This window comes from Ochrobactrum sp. PL_is483 (assembly GCF_055816855.1).
In genome coordinates this window covers 150,649-169,761 of sequence record NZ_JBVPGS010000037.1, presented here as the reverse complement: position 1 = coordinate 169,761, position 19,113 = coordinate 150,649, and the positions used below count along the sequence as shown (strand labels likewise).

At 60.3% G+C, this 19,113-nt stretch carries 23 protein-coding genes; 12 read left to right on the top strand and 11 right to left on the bottom strand.

Annotated elements, in window-relative coordinates; genetic code table 11:
- Nucleotides 1-48 precede the first annotated feature (48 nt).
- Complete coding sequence (locus AC0TNJ_RS14540; RefSeq protein WP_473771485.1) at nt 49-339, top strand: 4a-hydroxytetrahydrobiopterin dehydratase; 291 nt, start codon at nt 49-51, stop codon at nt 337-339.
- Nucleotides 340-341: 2 nt separating this feature from the next.
- Here AC0TNJ_RS14540 and AC0TNJ_RS14535 read toward each other — a convergent pair whose 3' ends face one another.
- The gene (locus AC0TNJ_RS14535) at nt 342-839 is read right to left on the bottom strand and encodes a hypothetical protein (RefSeq protein WP_473771484.1); all 498 of its coding nucleotides are present in this window, start codon (nt 837-839) and stop codon (nt 342-344) included.
- Between the two features lie 240 nt (nt 840-1,079).
- Between AC0TNJ_RS14535 and AC0TNJ_RS14530 the strand changes: the two genes are divergently transcribed.
- From AC0TNJ_RS14530 to AC0TNJ_RS14515, 4 genes are all read left to right on the top strand, one after another.
- A complete protein-coding gene (locus AC0TNJ_RS14530) occupies nt 1,080-1,457 on the top strand; it encodes a YkvA family protein (RefSeq protein WP_122002995.1) in 378 nt (125 codons plus the stop codon).
- A 365-nt stretch (nt 1,458-1,822) separates the two neighbouring features.
- Nucleotides 1,823-2,326 carry an invasion associated locus B family protein gene (locus AC0TNJ_RS14525; protein WP_122002994.1) on the top strand — a complete coding sequence of 168 codons (504 nt, stop codon included), beginning with the start codon at nt 1,823-1,825 and terminating at the stop codon, nt 2,324-2,326.
- A gap of 258 nt (nt 2,327-2,584) precedes the next feature.
- The gene (gene rlmN, locus AC0TNJ_RS14520; protein ID WP_121987059.1) at nt 2,585-3,820 is read left to right on the top strand and encodes a dual-specificity RNA methyltransferase RlmN; all 1,236 of its coding nucleotides are present in this window, start codon (nt 2,585-2,587) and stop codon (nt 3,818-3,820) included.
- A 17-nt stretch (nt 3,821-3,837) separates the two neighbouring features.
- The gene (locus tag AC0TNJ_RS14515) at nt 3,838-4,350 is read left to right on the top strand and encodes a hypothetical protein (RefSeq protein ID WP_473768957.1); all 513 of its coding nucleotides are present in this window, start codon (nt 3,838-3,840) and stop codon (nt 4,348-4,350) included.
- A 5-nt stretch (nt 4,351-4,355) separates the two neighbouring features.
- Here AC0TNJ_RS14515 and AC0TNJ_RS14510 read toward each other — a convergent pair whose 3' ends face one another.
- Nucleotides 4,356-5,015 (bottom strand): LysE family translocator, encoded by a 660-nt coding sequence (locus AC0TNJ_RS14510; protein ID WP_121981389.1) that lies wholly within the window; start codon nt 5,013-5,015, stop codon nt 4,356-4,358.
- A 73-nt stretch (nt 5,016-5,088) separates the two neighbouring features.
- On the opposite strand from AC0TNJ_RS14510, the gene AC0TNJ_RS14505 reads away from it, so the two are divergent.
- Together AC0TNJ_RS14505 and AC0TNJ_RS14500 are read left to right on the top strand one after the other, a co-directional pair.
- Nucleotides 5,089-5,388 (top strand): putative quinol monooxygenase, encoded by a 300-nt coding sequence (locus tag AC0TNJ_RS14505; RefSeq protein ID WP_176024901.1) that lies wholly within the window; start codon nt 5,089-5,091, stop codon nt 5,386-5,388.
- A gap of 132 nt (nt 5,389-5,520) precedes the next feature.
- Nucleotides 5,521-6,741 (top strand): argininosuccinate synthase, encoded by a 1,221-nt coding sequence (locus AC0TNJ_RS14500; RefSeq protein WP_473771483.1) that lies wholly within the window; start codon nt 5,521-5,523, stop codon nt 6,739-6,741.
- Between the two features lie 219 nt (nt 6,742-6,960).
- Here AC0TNJ_RS14500 and map read toward each other — a convergent pair whose 3' ends face one another.
- Nucleotides 6,961-7,749 (bottom strand): type I methionyl aminopeptidase, encoded by a 789-nt coding sequence (gene map / locus AC0TNJ_RS14495; protein ID WP_122002991.1) that lies wholly within the window; start codon nt 7,747-7,749, stop codon nt 6,961-6,963.
- Nucleotides 7,746-7,967 carry a ParD-like family protein gene (locus tag AC0TNJ_RS14490; protein ID WP_473771482.1) on the bottom strand — a complete coding sequence of 74 codons (222 nt, stop codon included), beginning with the start codon at nt 7,965-7,967 and terminating at the stop codon, nt 7,746-7,748. The genes map and AC0TNJ_RS14490 overlap by 4 nt, the downstream gene beginning before the upstream one ends.
- Before the next feature lie 137 nt (nt 7,968-8,104).
- On the opposite strand from AC0TNJ_RS14490, the gene AC0TNJ_RS14485 reads away from it, so the two are divergent.
- The 5 genes from AC0TNJ_RS14485 to AC0TNJ_RS14465 all read left to right on the top strand — a co-directional run bounded on the left by AC0TNJ_RS14485 (nt 8,105) and on the right by AC0TNJ_RS14465 (nt 14,892).
- Nucleotides 8,105-8,635 carry a MarR family transcriptional regulator gene (locus AC0TNJ_RS14485; RefSeq protein ID WP_122002989.1) on the top strand — a complete coding sequence of 177 codons (531 nt, stop codon included), beginning with the start codon at nt 8,105-8,107 and terminating at the stop codon, nt 8,633-8,635.
- Nucleotides 8,632-8,988 (top strand): DUF6616 family protein, encoded by a 357-nt coding sequence (locus AC0TNJ_RS14480; protein ID WP_473771481.1) that lies wholly within the window; start codon nt 8,632-8,634, stop codon nt 8,986-8,988. Before AC0TNJ_RS14485 ends, AC0TNJ_RS14480 begins: the two co-directional genes overlap by 4 nt.
- Nucleotides 8,989-9,330: 342 nt before the next feature.
- On the top strand, nt 9,331-10,182 hold the full coding sequence (locus AC0TNJ_RS14475) for an ImuA family protein (protein WP_473771480.1): 852 nt from the start codon (nt 9,331-9,333) through the stop codon (nt 10,180-10,182).
- Nucleotides 10,183-10,207: 25 nt separating this feature from the next.
- A complete protein-coding gene (locus AC0TNJ_RS14470) occupies nt 10,208-11,659 on the top strand; it encodes a Y-family DNA polymerase (RefSeq protein ID WP_473771624.1) in 1,452 nt (483 codons plus the stop codon).
- Nucleotides 11,659-14,892, top strand: coding sequence for an error-prone DNA polymerase (locus AC0TNJ_RS14465; RefSeq protein ID WP_473771623.1), 3,234 nt, complete (start codon nt 11,659-11,661; stop codon nt 14,890-14,892). Before AC0TNJ_RS14470 ends, AC0TNJ_RS14465 begins: the two co-directional genes overlap by 1 nt.
- A 261-nt stretch (nt 14,893-15,153) precedes the next feature.
- Here AC0TNJ_RS14465 and trhA read toward each other — a convergent pair whose 3' ends face one another.
- From trhA to AC0TNJ_RS14430, 7 genes are all read right to left on the bottom strand, one after another.
- Complete coding sequence (trhA, locus tag AC0TNJ_RS14460; protein ID WP_122002985.1) at nt 15,154-15,810, bottom strand: PAQR family membrane homeostasis protein TrhA; 657 nt, start codon at nt 15,808-15,810, stop codon at nt 15,154-15,156.
- A 180-nt stretch (nt 15,811-15,990) separates the two neighbouring features.
- On the bottom strand, nt 15,991-16,890 hold the full coding sequence (locus AC0TNJ_RS14455; protein WP_473771479.1) for a transglycosylase SLT domain-containing protein: 900 nt from the start codon (nt 16,888-16,890) through the stop codon (nt 15,991-15,993).
- Between the two features lie 15 nt (nt 16,891-16,905).
- On the bottom strand, nt 16,906-17,094 hold the full coding sequence (locus tag AC0TNJ_RS14450) for a hypothetical protein (RefSeq protein ID WP_006472952.1): 189 nt from the start codon (nt 17,092-17,094) through the stop codon (nt 16,906-16,908).
- Between the two features lie 164 nt (nt 17,095-17,258).
- The gene (locus tag AC0TNJ_RS14445) at nt 17,259-17,471 is read right to left on the bottom strand and encodes a hypothetical protein (protein ID WP_122002983.1); all 213 of its coding nucleotides are present in this window, start codon (nt 17,469-17,471) and stop codon (nt 17,259-17,261) included.
- A gap of 18 nt (nt 17,472-17,489) precedes the next feature.
- Nucleotides 17,490-17,681, bottom strand: coding sequence for a ribbon-helix-helix domain-containing protein (locus AC0TNJ_RS14440; RefSeq protein WP_121981378.1), 192 nt, complete (start codon nt 17,679-17,681; stop codon nt 17,490-17,492).
- A gap of 18 nt (nt 17,682-17,699) precedes the next feature.
- On the bottom strand, nt 17,700-18,389 hold the full coding sequence (locus AC0TNJ_RS14435; protein WP_473771478.1) for a fumarylacetoacetate hydrolase family protein: 690 nt from the start codon (nt 18,387-18,389) through the stop codon (nt 17,700-17,702).
- Nucleotides 18,390-18,480: 91 nt separating this feature from the next.
- Nucleotides 18,481-19,110, bottom strand: a complete 630-nt coding sequence (locus AC0TNJ_RS14430; RefSeq protein WP_473771477.1) for a nucleoside/nucleotide kinase family protein — start codon at nt 19,108-19,110, stop codon at nt 18,481-18,483.
- Nucleotides 19,111-19,113: the final 3 nt, after the last annotated feature.

The following is a 19,113-nucleotide window of genomic DNA, read 5'->3' as shown; positions in this document are numbered from 1 at the left end:
CGCGTTCATGATAAGTTGTTTCAGAAACCGCAACATAGGCGAAAGACGATGACACGCAACCGGCTGACGGAAAACGAACTGAACGAAGCGCTCAAGGATCTTGACGGCTGGCAGAAGGTTGACGGACGCGAGGCGATTTCCAAAAGCTTCAGGTTCAAGGATTTCAACGCCGCCTTCGGCTTCATGGTGCGCGCAGCGCTTCACGCGGAAAAGCTCGACCATCACCCCGAATGGTTCAATGTCTATAACCGCGTCGATGTCACGCTTGCCACCCACAGCGAGAATGGCATTACCGAACTCGACGTCAAGCTTGCCCGCAGGATGAACGCCCTGGCCTGAAGTTAAAGCTTTGAGATGTATACATAAATCTTCCGGCGATCATAATTGAAGCTGCCATCGGGGTTGCGGCTGGAATAGGGAAGAACGCGGGTCAGATTGATGCGGTCCTGCCAGTTCTGGCCGAGCTTGCCGCCATGGACGCCACGGATAAAAACATCGCCGAGCGAAATGGCGGCGTGGAAAACATGTCCTGCCTGCACGTCGTAGAAGCCGATGGCCTTGCCATAGGGCAGCGCCGAATAGCCGTTCCATTGTTCGCCCGCCCGGAAATTCAGGATGGGTATCCAGTTCTGGCTGGAGGTGCCGCGCAGGGTGTTGAGCGAGATTCCAGCGCCGAAGAGGAACCGCAGATAGACGGCGGCATCGTAGCACCCGGCCTCGAACAGATCGATGATGATGTAATCGTCCTCGCTTCCGGCGGCCAGCAGCTGGTTGCCGCGAAACAGCCGTGTTGAGCGGTCGCTGCGGATGAAGTTTTCGCCATAGCCGGTCAAATGCATCAAAACCTCCATTCATGCGGCATCGCTCCAGCGTGAAAGCGATCCGGTCGAATCTGTATTTTGGGGATTTGGCGGGGGCCTTGTAGCTGATGGTTCTGGCAGGATCGGGCGGGTGGAGAAATGGCCCGGACTTGCACCGGACTTGCCCCGGACTTGCAAGAGCGACGCAAACTCCCCATTTTCAGCCGGTCATAACCTGCATTCGATGATCGGAATCAGGACGACAGGAGTTGAACGAGAATGGATGACGTCAGAATCGGTGAAATCCTCGAACCCGGCAGCGAGAGCGAATTCAAGAAGCGCAGCGAGCGGGTGAAGAACGGATTCTGGAAGGCCGCGCGCCGCGCCGGTCGCATGGTGCCGTTCATGGACGAGGTTGTTGCTGCCTATTATTGCGCGCTCGACCAGAAGACGCCGACCCGCGTGCGCATGACGCTGATGGCCGCACTTGCCTATTTCGTCCTGCCCTTCGACGCCATTCCCGATCTTCTGGCGGGTATCGGCTTCACGGATGACGTTGCCGTGCTGATGGCGGCGCTGACCGCTGTGCGCGCCCACATCACGCCCGCGCACCGGCTGGCGGCGAAGCAGGCGTTGGAGGATCAAGTAGGGCAGTAGGGCAGTAGGGCAGTAGGGCAGTAGGGCAGTAGGGCAGTAGGGCAGAGAAGGATATGGTTGGCGTGGTCATCCGCAACCAAAACATACTCCCCTACTCCCTTACTCCCCTATTCCCTTAACATACTGCCCTACTGCCCTACTGCCTTATTGCCTTATCGCCTTACTGACGCCGCTTTCTTTTAATTCAACTTCCCCCAAGGGATGGCGGGGCGACTTGGCTGCTCATTCAAGTTTTCTTTCGAAACTTCACCGTTTGGTAACCCAGATTAAGGCATTTTAATCGGCAACTGAGCGGGACGGCGTGATGAACGGCGGCATCCCGATATTCAAGTTTGAAGCAAACGAAAGAGAACCGGTAAAAACCAATGCTTGGAAAATCGATCGTCGCGGCTTCTGTGTTCATGATTGGGATGGCGGGCTCGGCACTCGCCCAGACCCCGAGCCAGATCAGCCAGTTCAATGCCTGGGGCGCCTACAGCTATCAGTCGGGCAACGGCAAGGTCTGCTATGTCCTCTCCGTGCCGACCCAGAAGGCCCCGGCCTCTGTCGATCACGGCGACAACTTCTTCCTCGTGAGCCAGAAGCCCGGCCAGAACATCTCGTTCGAACCGCAATTCATGGCCGGTTACGACCTCAACGCCAATGCCAAGGTCGTCGTTTCCATCGGCAACCGCAGCTTTAACATGTTCGTCAACGGCAAGTCCGGATGGATGGAAAATGCTGCCGAAGAGCCGCAGCTCATCGCAGCCATGCGCGGCGGTTCGGAAATGAAGGTGCAGGCACAGTCGAAGCGCGGCACCAAGACCAACTACACCTATTCGCTCAAAGGTATTTCGGATGCGCTGAAAGCCATCCAGAAATGCAAATAATCCACGCGACTGGATGACTTTCAAAGCCGGGCCTTCAAGTCCGGCTTTTTCTTTTGCGCTGCATTCATGCATGGCAGCCTGGATTTCGTGTGGCCGGATTTCGTGTGGGATGACGAATGCGATATTGTGTGCTATTAGCGCGCGCATCAGGGTCGCAATGTCGGCTGTCCGACCCTATTTATCCATGAATTCGGGCCAGATTATCTGGCGAAGCTTATCGAGGCGCTCAAGGCGCTCGTCTCCAACAGTTGAAAACAGATGTCCATTTCGTTCGACCTTACCATTGATGATACGCGTGACCAGCTTGCCCGCCATGCGCGCGCCAGCCTGGAGGCAAAGCCGTCGCTGATCGGCATGTCGCGCGAGGAAATGGCCGAAGCGCTGATCAAGGTCGGCGTGCCGGAACGGCAGACGAAAATGCGCATCAGCCAGCTCTGGCACTGGCTCTATGTGCGCGGCGTTTCCGATTTCGCCGACATGCGCAATATTTCCAAGGATCTGCGCGCCCTTCTGGCGCAGCATTTCACCATTCAGCGCCCCGAAGTGGTCGAGGAACAGATTTCGCAGGATGGAACCCGTAAGTGGCTGTTCCGCTTTCCGCCGCGCGGTGCCGGTCGCCCCGTCGAAATCGAAAGCGTCTATATTCCCGAAGAAGGCCGCGGGACGCTGTGCATTTCCTCACAGGTCGGCTGCACGCTCACCTGCTCCTTCTGCCACACCGGCACGCAGAAGCTGGTGCGCAACCTGACCGCGGAAGAAATTCTGGCGCAGCTTTTGACCGCCCGCGACCGGCTTGGCGACTTCCCGGACAAGGACACGCCGGATGGCGCCATGGTGCCTGCCGAGGGCCGCAAGATCACCAATATCGTGATGATGGGCATGGGCGAGCCGCTCTATAATTTCGAGGAAGTGAAGAAGGCCCTGCTGATCGCGTCGGATGGCGATGGCCTCTCCCTTTCAAAGCGCCGCATCACGCTTTCAACCTCCGGCGTCGTGCCGGAAATCTATCGCACCGGCGACGAAATCGGCGTCATGCTTGCCATTTCGCTGCATGCCGTGCGCGACGAATTGCGCGACATTCTGGTGCCGATCAACAAGAAGTATCCGCTGGAACAGCTGATCAAGGCGTGCCGTGAATATCCGGGCCTGTCCAATGCCAAGCGCATCACCTTTGAATATGTGATGCTGAAGGACATCAATGACAGCCTGGAGGATGCCAAGCTTCTGGTGAAGCTGTTGCAGGGCATTCCGGCCAAGATCAACCTGATCCCGTTCAACCCATGGCCCGGCACGAATTATCAGTGCTCGGACTGGGAGCAGATCGAGAAATTTGCCGATTATGTGAATGCGGCTGGCTACGCTTCGCCGATCCGCACGCCGCGCGGCCGCGATATTCTCGCCGCCTGCGGCCAGCTGAAATCGGAATCCGAACGCCTGCGCAAGAGCGAACGCCTTGCGCTGGAAGCAATGATGATCGCAGGGCACGGCGAATAAACCGAGGGGGAGCGCGCTTGAACGATACTTTTGACTACATAACGCGCTTCGTCATCGTGGTATTCGGCTATTGCTGCGCTGTGCTGGCGGCAGGCTGGTTTCTGGCCGCCATCCTTTTCCGCACCCTGGGCGTCGATTCGCTCATGAATGATTTTATCTCGTTCGCCACGGTAGCCGTCGATTCAGACGGCGGAACCTATTGGGCCACAACCAGCTTCTGGAGCTCCGTCTTCGTCGGCGGCTTCGCGCTTGCCATGCTGGCTGGCGGGTTCAGCTTCGTGCCCGCCCTCGTCCTTATCGTTCTGGCTGAAGCGCGCGGTTACAGGTCGTCGCTCTATTATTGCGTCGCGGGAACGCTGATCGGGCTTGCCGCCGCAAGCGCATCGCTTCCCTTCAGCGACACTCGCAGCGTGTCGGAAAGCTCGCTGTGGATTGCCGCCATAGCAGGCGCCGGCGTCGTCGGCAGCTTCGTCTACTGGCTGCTCGCAGGCCGCAAGGCCGGACGGCTTTTATCCCATCCGGCAGAGTAAGCGTTTTACTTCGCCTGCGCTGTGATGATCTTCAGCGCGAAGGCGGAAAATACACCCGCAAACATCCAGTCCACAATGCGCGTCACGGTCGGGTTCTTTTTCAAAAGCCCGGCAAAGCGGTCCGCCGCCACCACCATCGGTATGGTGAAGGGCAGCGCCATCGGAATGAACGACAGGCCGAGGAAGAACAGCTTGCCCATGGCATGCGGGTCGTGCGCGGAGACGAACTGCGGCAGGAAGGTCATGTTGAACAGGATGATCTTCGGGTTGAGCAGGTTGATGCCAAGCCCGGTCAGCCAGTTCTGGAACAGCGTATGCTTCTTGCCGCCATTCTTTTCCGGCGAGAAGGCCGATCCCTTGCGGATCGCCTGCACCGCGAGCCACACCAGATAGCCCGCACCCACGATCTTGAGTGCCGTAAACGCAGCCGGAGAGGCGATGATCAGCGCCGAAAGGCCGAGCGCCACCATGGTGGTGTGAATGACGATGCCGGTGCTGGCGCCAGCCATGCAGGCAAAGCCCGCGGCCTTGCCTTCAGAAAGGGCGCGCCCGACGAACAGCGTCATGTCCGGGCCGGGGGTGATGGAAAGGATCGCCGTTGCAATCGCGAACTGGACAAAGATCGTCCATTCAGGGATGAAGGTCAGGTTTGTCAGAAAAGACATCGAGATGTGCTCCAAGAGATGGCGCACGCTAGAATAATTTCCCGGCAAAGGGAACAGCGGAATGGAGACCGGAATGCTGCTGATCGTGGGGACCGTCCGCCTGCCGCCGGAAAACCTCGACCGGGCGCGCAAGGCCATGCAGGCCATGATTGCGGCCAGCCGTGCGGAGGATGGCTGCGTGGACTATGGCTATGCCGAGGACGTGCTGGAACCGGGCCTGATCCACGTCAAGGAGTTCTGGCGTGACCGCGCCTCGCTGGACCGGCATTTTGCCTCCGCCCATATTGCCGAATGGCGCGCCGCCTGGCCCGAGCTTGGCATCGGCGACCGCAATCTGGTTGTTTATGAGGTCGGCGAACCGCAGGCTACATGATACCGCATCAGTTTTCGCGATAAGTCGCAGCCCTTCGGCTTGCGTGGCGCTTGGCAACTGATAAAAGACTTGCGGATATATCAGTTGGGTTCCACCAGAGCCTCAACCGCACCGCATTGGACGGAAGTAACTATGAGCAAGCTGAAAGACGTTAAGAAAGTCGTTCTCGCCTATTCGGGCGGCCTCGACACCTCGATCATCCTGAAGTGGCTTCAGACGGAACTGGGCGCGGAAGTCGTGACCTTTACCGCCGATCTCGGCCAGGGCGAGGAACTTGAACCGGCCCGCAAGAAAGCGGAAATGCTGGGCATCAAGGAAATCTTCATCGAGGACGTGCGCGAGGAATTCGTGCGCGATTTCGTCTTCCCGATGTTCCGCGCCAATGCCGTCTATGAAGGCGTCTACCTGCTCGGCACCTCGATTGCCCGCCCGCTGATCTCCAAGCACCTGATCGACATTGCCAAAAAGACCGGCGCCGACGCCATCGCGCATGGCGCGACCGGCAAGGGCAACGACCAGGTCCGTTTCGAGCTTTCGGCCTATGCGCTGAACCCGGACATCAAGATCATCGCCCCATGGCGCGACTGGTCGTTCAAGAGCCGCACGCATCTGCTCGAATTCGCCGAACAGCACCAGATCCCCGTCGCCAAGGACAAGAAGGGCGAAGCGCCGTTCTCCGTCGACGCCAACCTGCTGCACTCCTCGTCCGAAGGCAAGGTTCTGGAAGATCCGGCTGTCGAGGCGCCGGAATATGTGCATATGCGCACCATTTCGCCGGAAACCGCGCCCGACAAGGCAACGATCATCAAGATCGGCTTTGAAAAGGGCGATGCCGTTTCGATCAATGGCGAGCGCCTGTCGCCTGCCACCCTTCTTGCCAAGCTCAACGACTATGGCCGCGACAATGGCATTGGCCGTCTCGACCTCGTGGAAAACCGCTTCGTCGGCATGAAGTCGCGCGGCGTCTACGAAACGCCGGGCGGCACGATCCTGCTTGCCGCGCACCGCGCCATCGAATCGATCACGCTCGACCGCGGTGCGGCGCACCTGAAGGACGAGCTGATGCCGCGCTATGCGGAGCTGATCTATTACGGTTTCTGGTTCTCGCCGGAACGCGAAATGCTGCAGGCCGCAATCGATCACAGCCAGCGCCATGTCGAAGGCGAAGTCACGCTCAAGCTCTACAAGGGCAATGTGATGGTGATCGGCCGTGAATCGGAAAAGTCGCTCTATTCCGACAAGCTCGTCACCTTCGAAGACGATCAGGGCGCTTACGACCAGAAGGACGCGGCAGGCTTCATCAAGCTCAATGCGTTGCGGTTGCGGACGCTCGCCGCGCGCGACAGGAGATAAGCCCGATTGGCTGATCCAAGTACCCTCGTCCTTCGAGGCTCGCTTCGCTCGCACCTCAGGATGAGGGTTACTGCGGGCGCTACCGCCCTTCACCTCATGGTGAGGTGGGAATGAACCCTGAGCTTGTCGAAGGGGAAATGAGCCTCGAACCACGAAGGTGAAGGGTCAGGGAAACCAACATGCAAAACGCCCTCCGCGTCGGAGGGCGTTTTTCTTTATTCAGGCCGCATGTTTGATGCTGGCCAGCATCTTTTCCTCGCCCGGACGCAAGGTCAGCACCCGCACGCCGTTCGAGGTGACCGCCACCGTATGCTCGAACTGCGCCGACAGTTTTCCGTCGCGCGTCACCACCGTCCAGCCGTCCTTTTCCTGCTTCACCTTGGCCGTTCCCTGATTGAGCATCGGCTCGATGGTGAACACCATGCCTTCGCGCAGCCGAACCCCGGTGCCGGGCTTGCCGAAATGCAGGACCTGCGGTTCCTCATGCATCTCGCGACCGATACCATGGCCGCAATATTCCCGCACGATGCTGTAATCATGCCGCTTGGCGTGGCGCTCGATGGCATGGCCGATATCGCCCAAGGTCGCGCCGGGGCGCACGGCGGCAATCCCCTTCCACAGCGCCTCGTAGGTCACCCGGACGAGGCGCGAGGCAAAGGGCGCGACTTCTCCGACCATGTAGGTCTTGCTGGAATCGGCGATATAGCCGTCCTTTTCCAGCGTGATGTCGAAATTGATGATCTCGCCGTTTTGAATGATCTCGTCATGCGACGGCATGCCGTGGCAGACGACCTCGTTCTTCGAGCTGTTCAGCACATAAGGATAGTCATACTGCCCCTTGCTGGCAGGCCGCGCCTGCAATTCGCGGGTGATGTAATCCTCAACCAGATCGTTGACCTGCATCGTGGTCATGCCCGCCAGCGGCGTGCGGTCGAGAAGGGCAAAAACCGAGGCCAGCAGCGCGCCGGATGCCGCCATCTTTTCCACTTCGGCCGGGGTCTTGGTCATGATGGCTGCACTGCCAGAACCGGCAGAACCGGCAGCTCGACCCGTGCCGAGCGCAACTGCATCTGCACGATCTCGTTGAACGACAGGTCGGGATGCGCCTGCGCCAGCATGCCGATCTTCATCCAATATTCTGCCTGCGCATTGATCGAACGGCACATGACGTCGCTCGCCTTGCGCAATTCCTCGTGCAGCTCGTCGCCAATCTTTACGATACCCATGGCAATATCCAGTATAAGCGTTTTATATACGAACCATATATAAATCGTATAAATCCATTCATCAAGCTTTCTGCTCTTCCTTCTCAGGCAATCAAAACCCCTTGCATTTAATATGGCACCATACTATACGGCACCGTATGGAAATTATCGAACAAAAGCATCATGCCCTTCTGGGTGAAATGGAACGCCGGCACAGTCCGTCCACCGACGCGCTGAAAGCCTGCTTTGAAGTCCTTTCGCTTGCTGCGGCCATTGACCGGGATTGCGCCAACCGGCTGGCGCCGCACAAGCTTTCGGAGGGCAAGTTCGTGCTGCTGTTTCTGTTGCACAATGCGCCCGACGGCCTCTCGCCGCACGAGCTTTCGGAACGCGCAGGCGTGACGCGCGCCACCATCACCGGCCTGCTGGACGGGCTGGAGCGCGACGGTTTCCTCAAGCGCCACGCGGATAGCGAGGACCGCCGCAAGCTGGCTGTCCGGCTGACACCCGAAGGTTCGCTGCTGGCGCAACAGCTTTTCGAACAACATACCGCATGGATTGCAAGCCTGATGAGCGATCTCTCGTCAGGCGAACAGCAGCTTCTCAGCACCTTGCTGCGCCGCATCTGGAGCCGCACCGATGCCGGTCGCTCCTTCAAGATCAATGAAACTCTAAGGGATATGACATGACCTATTACCTCGCCGAGCTTTATTCCCCGAAAGCTGGCTGGCACGCACTCGATGCTGAAGGCAGGCAGGCCTTCTTTGAGAAAGTCGGCGCGGGCATGGGCGGACTTGCAGCGCTTGGTATCGAGGCTTTGGCATTGGGACCCGTCGACGCGACAAAGCCTTTTGCGCCCGATCAGAGTTTCTTCGCCATCTGGCGCTTCCCGGACGAAGCGGCTCTCGACATGCTGATTACCGGAATCACCGCCACCGGCTGGCACGATTATTTCGACACGATCAATGCGGCTGGCGCTGGCACCGACCTTCCCGGCCATCTGGCGCAATTGGCAGGCGTGCCTTTCCGGGAAGCCGCCTGAAGCCGCCGGAGCGTATTCCCCCGTTCCAGAATGGTTCCTGTCTTAACGGAATCGTTGGAACGGCTCTATCCATTCGTTTTACGCATTTCCGAACGCATCGAAGCGGAATTGGAAATCAGTCCGGCGGATTGATTTCCTCGCGCGGGCGTTTCACACTTTTGGCTCGGAAATGCTCCGGCAATTCGTTTTTACGCGCCTCCCGAAAATCGTTTCACACTTTCGGGAGGCGCTTCTTCAGGGGAATTTTTCTGTCCACACATACACCCGGCTGATCCCGCTTGACTCTTGCCTCGCTCGATTCAATACTAGAACAAATAGAGAACAATTTGACAGGAAACGAACGTGAGCGGCATCGACATCGCGGCGTTGCGGCGCATGGTTACGGCCATTGCAGGCAATGATCCGCAAGGCAGTTTTGCCCGCAGGACAGGAAGCGGGACGGACGCAGGCTTCGGTCGCGCACGCAGTTTCACGCTCGGCCTTGCCGGGGCCGATGCCGCCTTTCCGCATGGTCTGGCGGGCGATGCGCTGCATGAGGTTTTTGCCGAAAATCCGGGCGCGCATATGGCTGCGACCGGCTTTGCTCTGGCGCTGGTGCTGCGGGCGACGCAGGATGGAAGGCCGATCATCTGGATCGAGGAGGAAAGTGCGGCGAGCGAATATGGCGGGCTTTATCCGCCGGGGCTTCACGCCTTCGGGATCGATCCGTCGCGGCTTCTGATCGTGCGCTGCCCCAGCGCGCAGGATGTGCTGAAGGCGGCGAACGATGCGCTGGAGGCAGGCAGCGGCGGCAAGGCCTCGCATCTGGTTTCCGGCGTCGTCGCCTCGGTGACCGGCCAGCCGAAATGTCTCGACCTCACCGCATCGCGCCGCCTGCTTCTGGCGAGCGAGACCGCGCAATTGCCGGTCATCCTGCTCAGGAGCCACCGGACGGCGGTGCAAAGTGCTGCCGTCAGCCGCTGGCGGGTGGCGCCCGCGCCATCGCGCTCCAGCGGAGCGAACGCGCCGGGAAAACCGGCCTTTTCCGCCGTGCTGGAGCGCAACCGCCACGGCACATGCGGGCAATGGATCATGGAATGGAACAATGAAACCCTTGAATTTGGCACAAGAGAACGGGATGGCAGAACGCTTGTTTCTCGCCCTGTGGTTTCCGTTTCTGCCGACCGACCGGCTTCGCCGCGCCGTTCCGCATGACGGCAGGGAGCGCCTGCCCCTGGTGGTGACCGAGCGCACGGCCAATGCATTGCGCCTGACGGCGGTGGATGCGGCGGCGGCAAGGCTCGGCCTTTTCCCCGGCATGGCGCTGACCGATGCGCGCGCCCGCGTGGAAAGGCTGGACGTGGCGACCGCCGCGCCGCAACACGACGGGGCATTGCTCAAGCGCCTTGCCCATTGGTGCGAGCGCTATACGCCGCTTGTCGCCCTGGATGAGCCGCATGGCCTGATGCTCGATATAACCGGCTGCGCGCATCTGTTCGGCGGGCTTGCCACCATGCGCGCCGACGCCATCCGCCGCATTGAACGCGCCGGGCTGAAAGTGCAGGCGGCGATTGCCGATAACAGTTTTGCCGCGCGGCTTCTGGCGCGGGGAACGAAGGGCGGCGTGTTCAGCAAGGCGGAGGCCGACCGCCACCTTCCCCGTCTGCCGCTTTCCGCGCTTGAACTGACGCAAGCGGCGGAAACCGGCCTCAAGCGCGCCGGGTTGAAACGGATCGGCGATGTGATGGGGCTTCCGCGCGCCGCGCTCACTGCCCGTTTCGGCACCGATCTTGCCACAAAGCTCAACCGGCTGGCGCGGCAGGAGCGCGCGCCGATTTCCCCCTTGCGCATCATGCCGCTCAGTATCGCCGAGCGCCGCCTGTCGGAGCCGGTGACGGGGATGGAGCTGGTGGAGCATATCTTGCTGGAACTGGCGCAGGAACTGTTCACAAGGCTGGAAATAGAAGGCAAGGGCGCGCTTCTGGTCGAAGCCTCCTTCTTCCGGGTCGATGGCGAAGTGCGCCATGTCCATGTCGAAACCGGCCAGCCGCTGCGCGACGACAGGGTTTTCCTGCGCCTTGCGCGCGAAAGGCTCAACGCCTTGACCGACCCGCTCGACGCCGGGTTTGGCTTCGATATGATCCGGCTGGCCGCACTGCGCAGCGGCGCGATAGCCCATCGCCAGACCGGACTTGACCAGCATGAGGAGGATGAAGCCGGTTTCAGCCAGCTTGTCGACCGGCTCTCGGCGCGGCTCGGACAGGACCGGGTTCTCGTTTCCTTTGCACGCGACACCCATATGCCGGAGCGCGCTTTCGGCCTTGTCCCTGCCCTGCATCGATCGCGGAAAACCGAAGCCGGATATCGCAGCCAGGCGGAACTGCCGGGCGATCCGCCCGCGCGTCCCATAAAACTGTTTCGCCCGCCGCAGCCGATCGACAGTGTGGCGGAAGTGCCCGACAGCCCGCCCTCGTTCTTTCTGTGGCGGCGGGTGCGCCATCAGGTGCGCCTTGCCGAAGGGCCGGAACGGATCGAGCCGGAATGGTGGCGGGCAATCGGGCAGGACGTGCCGGAACTGCGCGATTATTACCGGGTCGAGGACGAAAACGGCCAGCGCTTCTGGATTTTCCGCGAGGGGCTTTTTGACGGCGCCAATCATCCGCGCTGGTTTCTGCATGGGTTGTTTGCGTGATGGTTCCTTATTTTGAAATGGCTGCCGCCAGCAATTTCTCCTTCCTTTGCGGTGCTTCGCACCCGCAGGAACTGGTGGAGCGTGCGCATGAGCTTGGCCTGTCCGGCATCGGCATTGCCGACCGCAACACGCTGGCCGGCGTGGTGCGCGCCCATGCGGAATGGAAGGAATTTCGCGACAAGAGCGATTTCCGGCTGTTCATCGGCTGCCGCCTGTCCTTCATCGACGGCACGCCGGAGATGGTCGTCTATCCGCGTGATCGCGCCGCCTATGGGCAATTGTGCCGCCTGCTGAGTGAGGGCAAGACCCGCGCCGCCATCAAGGGCGAATGCCACCTCGAATGGGGCGACCTCCTGTTTCGCGCGCGGCAATTCCAGATCGCGGTTTTTCCTCCCGAGGAAGACCAGCCGGATTTTGCCACGCGGCTGGCGGATATCGCCAAGGCCGCCCCCGGCTCGGTCTGGCTGGCGCTCGCCCTGCCGCATCAGGGGCAGGACGGACGCCGCGCGGAGCGCACCGCCCGTTTCGCAGCCGCAGCCAATGTGCCGCTCATCGCCACCAATGACGTGCTCTATCATCACCCGGACCGCCGCCCGCTTCAGGATGTGCTGACCGCAACCCGTCACCACACGACCGTTTTCGATGCCGGGCGGCTTCTGGAAAAGAATGCCGAGCGCCACCTGAAGCCGCCGAAGGAAATGCTGCGGTTGTTTCGCGATTATCCTGAAGCCATCGCGGCGACCGCTGATTTCGCCGCGCCCATCACCTTCCGGCTCGATGAGCTGAAATATGCCTATCCCGATGAACCCATCCCGCCCGGCAAGACAGCACGCCAGCACCTCCATGATCTCACCTGGGAAGGGGCGGCGCGCCATTACGGCGCGGACACGATTCCGGAGAAGGTGCAGGCGCTGATCAACAAGGAACTGGCGCTGATCGCCCAGCTTCAATACGAGCCCTATTTCCTCACCGTCTATGACATTGTGAACTATGCCCGCAAAGAGAACATTCTGTGCCAGGGGCGCGGTTCGGCGGCCAATTCCGTGGTCTGCTTCTGCCTCGGCATTACCGGCGTGAACCCGACGGAAGTGGATCTCCTGTTCGAGCGTTTCATCTCCGCCGAGCGCCAGGAACCGCCGGATATCGACGTCGATTTCGAGCATGAGCGCCGCGAACAGGTGATGCAATATGTCTATAAACGCTACAGCAGGGACCGCGCGGCCATTGTCGCGACCGTCATCAGCTATCGCTCGCGCAGCGCCATTCGCGACATCGGCAAGGCGCTGGGCCTGACCGAAAATGTGACGGCGGCGCTCGCCAATACGGTGTGGGGCATATCGGGCGGCGGCATCGACAAGCAGCATATAAGGCAGGCGGGCCTCGATCCCGACAACCCGATCATCCGGCGCGCGGTGGAACTCGCCATCACGCTGATCGGCTTTCCGCGCCACCTGTCGCAGCATGTCGGCGGCTTCGTGCTGACCCGCGACCGGCTGGACGAAACCGTACCCATCGGCCCGGCGGCGATGAAGGACCGCTCCTTCATCGAATGGGACAAGGACGATATCGACGAGGTGGGACTGATGAAGGTCGATGTGCTGTCGCTCGGCATGCTCACCTGCATCCGCAAGGCTTTCGACCTCATTCACCAGCACAAGCCGCAGCTTTATGGGGGCGAAAAGCTGGCGTTGGCAACCGTCGAGCGCGAAGACAAAGCCGTCTACGACATGCTGTGCGCGGGCGATTCGCTCGGCGTGTTTCAGGTGGAAAGCCGCGCCCAGATGAACATGCTGCCGCGCCTGCGCCCACAGGAGTTCTACGATCTCGTCATCGAGGTCGCCATCGTGCGCCCCGGTCCTATTCAGGGCGACATGGTGCATCCTTATCTCAGGCGGCGAAGCGGACAGGAACCATCCACCCTGCCCTCGCCTTCGCCGGAGCATGGACCAGCGGACGAATTGCAGCAGATACTCGGCAAAACCAAAGGCGTGCCGCTGTTTCAGGAACAGGCGATGCGCATTGCCATGGAGGCTGCAAAATTCACGCCCGAGGAAGCCAACCAGCTGCGCCGCGCCATGGCCACCTTCCGCAAGATGGGCACCATCCATACGATGGAGACAAAGATGATCGAAGGCATGGTCAGGCGCGGCTATGAGCGGACCTTTGCCGAAAATTGCTTCAACCAGATCAAGGGGTTCGGCGAATATGGCTTTCCTGAAAGCCATGCGGCGAGCTTCGCGCATCTGGTCTATATTTCCGCCTGGATCAAGTGCCATCACCCGGAAGTGTTCGCCGCTGCCCTCCTCAACTCCCAGCCCATGGGTTTTTACGCGCCCGCACAGATCGTGCGCGATGCCCGCGACCATGGCGTGACGGTGCTGCCCGTCGATGTGAATTTCAGTCACTGGGATAATATTCTGGAGGATACGCTCGATATCCGACCGGCGCTGCGGCTCGGCTTTCGCCAGATCGACGGCTTTGCCAAGCGGGACGCCGAACTTCTGATTGCCGACCGGCAAGAGCCTTACCGCACCATCGAAGACATGCATCGGCGACTGCGGCTCGACCGGCGCGCCTTCACGCTTCTGGCCGATGCCGATGCTTTCGGCTCGCTCGATATCGACCGCCGCGCAGCACTCTGGGCCGTGCGCCGCCTGCCCAATGACGAGACGCTGCCGCTGTTCCGCGCCGCCGCGACCAGCGAACTGGCGGAGGAGCCGCGCGCGAAACTGCCCGAAATGGCGGCATCCGAGCATGTGATTGCCGATTACGAAACGACGCGGCTTTCGCTGAAAGGGCATCCGCTGCAATATCTGCGCGAGGGGCTGGCAGCGGAAGGCGTTTCCACCTGCCGTGCCGTGCAGGAAGGTGCGGACGGACGCCGCATGAAGGTGGCTGGCGTCGTCACCGTGCGCCAGCGCCCCGGCAGCGCCAAGGGCGTGGTGTTCCTCACCATCGAGGATGAAACCGGCATCGCCAATATTGTTGTCTGGCCGAAGATCATGAAGGCGTTTCGCCGCGAAGTGATGGGCGCGCGGCTGATCCATATCGAAGGGCGCATCCAGCGCAGCCCGGAAGGGGTGGTGCATCTGGTGGCGGCAAAATTGCAGGACCGTTCGGCGGCCTTGATCGAGATGAGCGGACGCGAAGCCCAGCGCCTCGTGGCGCCGTCGCAGATGGCGCATCATCCGCGAAATGTGAGAATCATGCCGAACTCGCGAGACTTTCATTGAGCAATCACGCGCTCCGAAGCCCGTTCGCTATTTCGGCTATGACGTGACGAAAATGGTGCAATTCGAGAACCGGAGCGGAGTGTACTTTAAAGCGTGTCGCATTTTATCGTAGTCATACGACACGCTTTAAGTTTTTGTTTTCCTGCATGTCTTTATCCCAAAACCGGTTCCCACTTTTGGGAGACATGCATTAGGTACATGAGCACCGGAAGCGCAGAAGTGCGCCATTTGCAGGCCGTCAGAGCCGAAATAGAGCGGGCTTCAGTTCCATGCGCCGACAAAAAACACGGCACAATAATGCAGCGCCGCGCCAACCACGACAAAGCCATGCCAGATGGCGTTCTGGAACCGCAGCCGCTCCCAGACATGGAAGATCACGCCCAGCGAATAGACCATGCCACCGGCCGCAATCAGCCAGAAGACCGCAGGCGGCAGCGACTGCACCATGGTGTCATAGACCATCACCCCGCTCCAGCCGAGCGCCAGATAAAGCAGGATCGACAGCCGGTCGAAACGCCCCGGCATGAACAGTTTCAACATGATGCCGACGAAAGCCACGCCCCACACGAACAGCAGCAGCGGCAGCGCGCGGTCGCCCATATGCATGGCAAAAGGCGTGTAGGTTCCGGCAATCAGGAGGTAGATCGCCGAATGGTCGAACCGGCGCAGGAACCATTTGGTCGGGGAAACCGGCCAGATATTGTAGACAGCCGAAATTCCGAGCGCCGCCAGAAGGCTCGCGAGGTAGACGCCGGATGAAATCGAGGTCGCTGCCGGCATGTTCGGCAGGAAATAGACCAGCATGGCAATGGCACCGCCAAGCGCCAGCCCCACACCCAGAACATGGATGATGCCGTCGGCCCACAATTCGGCCCGGTCATATTTCCACTTGATGGGGTGCGGCAGTCTTACATTCATGAAATTTCCCTGTCGTCGGTTCCAGAGCGCGTTTCGAACTGATTGAATCAGATCGGCGCTCTGGTCCTTTGTTTTAACGCGCATCTTTTCCGAAAACCGTTTCACACTTTTCGGGATGCGCTCTCAACAGGAAACTGCCATTACATTGCAGCGTCAAGATGACAGTTCGTTCAAGCAAGTTTACTGCGCTGGCGTGTAGGAAGCCTGGATGGGTGCCACGCCTGGAAGCGGTGCGGCGGCACCTTCCGGCAAGGAAGCGGGCTCGATGGAAGCGGCTGCCTCACGGGTCGGGCCGCTGCGCTTCCAGCTGCCGTCAAGGCCGGTTTCCTGCAGCAATCCCTTGCGCTTGGCATCGTAATAATAGCCGCGCGCATAATAGCGGACCGCCTGGCTCTCGTCGCCGCCCGCCACCTTGTAGGCGCCGGACAGATAACGAACCGCATATTTCAGGTTGGTTTCCGCATCGAGCAGGCCCTTGGGCGCGCCCGTATAGCCCATGCCGCGCGCGGTGGGATGGCTGATCTGCATCAGACCCCAATAGGGTCCGTTGCGCGCGCCCGGATTGAACCGGCTTTCGCGGTGCACGACCCGGCGCACCAGACGCTCGGGCACATCATAGGCGACGGAATATTTGGTGATGAGCGAGTCCAGATTCTTGGGCGCGCTGTCCGGCGTCTCGAAAGCCATATTAGCGGCAACGGAAGCAGGCGAAGCTGCGGCCTGCGCGCCTGCATAGGCCATCATCGGTTCGGACTGGCCGCGAATGCCCGGAATGGGAACGACGGCGGGCAGCACCGGATCGGAAGGATCGGTCACAGCCGCGACCGTCTGCGTTCCGGCGGCGGCGGCAGCAGCGCCCGCATCGGCTGTCGCCGTGCCTGCGGCCGCATCTGCCGTGGCGCCAGCGGCGCTGCCTGCGGCGGCGACGGTCTTGCCGGATGTATCGGTCTGCGTGATCAGCGCGGTTTTCACCGGCTTGCCATTATCGGTGGTGTTGCAGGCGCTGAGCGCCACGGCGCAACCCAGAAGCAGAATGCCCTTGCGGACCATAGCAGCGGAAGAAGAAAGCTGGAGACGCATTGACCGGACCCGTTCTCAGGAATCGAAATCTTGTTCGATGCGTTTTTCAAGCTCGACCAGATCGGCGGGCAGAGGCAAGCCGCTTGCGCGCAGCGCATTGAGCTTCTCGCGAACCGTTTCGCGGATTTCATGAGCGTCTTGCGGCTGATTCACCATTTGCTCGAAAAGCAGCGCAATTTCCGCCTTGATGTCCTCGAATGCCATCCAGATCCTCTTGGCTTTACAGGCGTCGAAAAGCGCCCGTTTCAGTCAATATTCTTTCGGTCGATGAGGATCATGTACCATGCAAAAGACGGCAAACGGAAGCGCTAAACGTCAGGGCGCGGTCAAAATGAATATTTCAAATGGTAACAAAAATATTAACGCACTCACAGGATGCGGTGCAGCACCATATCTACCGCATTGAAATTCAAGGCAAAAATAGCAAGATCATCGAAGTCCAACCCGCCATTGGGATCGAAGAGATAAATGCTCGTCCAGACGAGCGCGATCACGAGCAAAATTGCCAGAATCATCAGAATCAAAAGGCGTCGCCCGAGCGCGGCCTTGCGGCCCGCTCCTTCCGGCGGCTGTTTGGCCATAGTCACTTACTGCCTTGTTCAATCGTCATTGGTGGCGTTCAGTTCATCGGGCGGGGTGCCGTGTTCCGGCTCCGCCGCGAGGTAGCCCTCGCGCACCAGCCATTTGCGCAGGATAAGCGTCACCGCCTCGGTCTGGTTCAGGCCGGGATGTTTTTCAGCGACGAAACGCTCCAAAGCGTCGTGCACGTCCTCGGGAAGATAGATGCTCATTCATACTCCTCCGGCTGTTCAAACGACTGTTACGGACAGTTCCCCCACGCCATCCACCTTGCCTTCTAGACGGTCGCCGCGCTTCACCGGGCCGACGCCCGCAGGCGTACCCGTAAAGATAAGATCGCCGGGGCGCAGCTCAAAGAGCGACGACAGGTAGGCAATGGTTTCCGCCACTTTCCAGATCATCTGGTTGAGGTCGCCCGACTGGCGCGTCTCGCCATTGATGGAAAGCGAAATCGCGGCCTTTTGCGGGTGGCCGATTTCCGATACCGGCACGATGGCCGAACAGGGCGCGGAGTGCTCGAACGCCTTCGCCACTTCCCACGGGCGACCAGCCTTCTTGGCCACCGCCTGCAAATCGCGGCGCGTCATGTCGATGCCGACGGCATAGCCATAAACATGGTCCAGCGCCTTTTCGAGCGCAATGTCGGTGCCGTCGGTCTTCAGCGCCACCACCAGCTCGATCTCGTGATGCACGTCCTCGGTCTTCGGCGGATAGGGGAAATCGCCGCCTTCGATCACCAGATTGTCGGGGTTCTTCTGGAAGAAGAAAGGCGGATTGCGGGTCGGGTCTCCGCCCATTTCGATGGCGTGATCGGCGTAGTTCTGGCCCACGCAATAGATGCGGTGCACGGGAAAGCGCGCATCCGTTCCCTTCACAGGCAGAAAAGGCTGCGGGGGCGGCGCGAAAACATAAGTCGTCATGGGGAACTATTCCGGTCGGAAACTGATGAAGCGATTTCTGCCATCATGCAGACGCAGGCGCATCGCCGCAACCCTTGAAAGGCGCAATTCCCTATCTAACGACAAAATCCGCCGTGCGCGACTGCGCCACCACCAGTTCGGCATTGGGAATATCGTTGGAAAGGGCGCGGTTCCGGGCCGTTTCCGCATCGAAGCCGAAGCTGAGCCAGCGATCGGTCAGGCGGCGCTCCAGCTCGTCGAAAGGCACGTCCAGATAGACCGTCATGTCGAAAAAGGGCGCAAGCTGCGCCCACGGCTCCCGGTCGAGCAGCAGGTAATTGCCTTCGACCAGAAGCACGCGATGCTCCGGGCCGACCGCGGATGCGGCGGCGCGGGAAAGCTCCAGCGAGCGGTCGAAAACCGGGATGAAGACTTCGCCATTCGCCTGTTTCAGCCGTTGCAGCAACGCCGCGAACCCGGCGCAGTCGAAGGTCGGCGGCGAGCCCTTGCGGCTCAGCAATCCGCGCTTGTCGAGAATGGCGTCATCGAGGTGAAACCCGTCCATGGGCACGACGATGGACGGCGTTTCACCGCCCTTGTTGATGGCATGGAGCAGATAGTCGGACAGGGTGGATTTTCCGGCTCCCGGCGGGCCTGCAATGGCCACGATCAGGCGGTCGCCGGTTTGCGCCAGCCGCGCAAGAATTTCCGAAGGCAGGGCCTCGCGCTCGATGGGCGTCATGTC